This is a genomic window from Acidiphilium sp. PM (assembly GCF_000219295.1).
Taxonomy (GTDB): Bacteria; Pseudomonadota; Alphaproteobacteria; order Acetobacterales; family Acetobacteraceae; genus Acidiphilium; species Acidiphilium multivorum.
Genome location: NZ_AFPR01000385.1, coordinates 1 through 819, shown reverse-complemented (window position 1 = coordinate 819; position 819 = coordinate 1). Strand labels below are relative to the sequence as shown.

Sequence of the window (819 nt, the reverse complement as noted above, 5' to 3'; positions counted from 1 at the left end):
CCGGCCAACGCCCAAGCGCGCCGCGTCCCCGCCGCGCTCTGCCTCTGGGGCAGGCTGTTCGACGAGGCGCCGATGCTCGCCCTCGGCCACGCCCTCGCCCGGCGCTGCGCGCTCGACCTCCGCCCGCCGCACGGCCTGACCGGCGCCACGTAAGGACAAACGCGCCGCATGACCCGGACCAATCCCCCCGCCGAAGACCCCGACCTCGCCGGCGACATCGCCGCGATCCGCCCGAGCGGCCTGTTCGACCCCGGCCATTACGCGCTGCAGGCGCAGGACATGCCGGCCGGCACCGACCCGCTCACCGATTTCTGCCGCCGCGGCTGGCGCGCCGGGCATCGCCCCAACCCCTATTTCGACCCCGCCTTCTACCTCGCCCGCAACCCCGACATCGCCGCCTCCGGCGCCAACCCGCTGCGCCACTACATCGATTTCGGCGACCGCGAGGGCCGCGACCCCTCGCCGCTGTTCCACGCCGGCTGGTATCGCGAGACCTACGGCATCCCCGATGGCGCCAACGCGCTGGCCGATTTCCTCTCCCGCCGCCGCACCGGCAAGGTCAGCCCGGTCCCGCTGTTCGACCCGCAATGGTATCTCGACAACAACCCCGACGTCGCCGCCGCCGGCAGCGATCCGTTCGAGCATTTCTGCGCCTTCGGCGCCGCCGAGCGGCGCGACCCGAGCCCGGATTTCGACATCGGCTTCTACGCCGCCCGCTATGCCGACGAGATCGCCGGCGGCAATCCGTTCCTGCACTATCTCGCCCATCGCGGCGGCGGCTTCCACCCGCGCCGGCCGGCCGGCGAGCGGCTGATCGCC

Annotated in this window: 1 pseudogene; it reads left to right on the top strand. The window is 73.4% G+C overall.

The features are described from left to right. Positions 1–168: 168 nt before the first annotated feature. Positions 169–819, top strand: a pseudogene (locus APM_RS19830) (glycosyl transferase family 1); the annotation flags it as partial.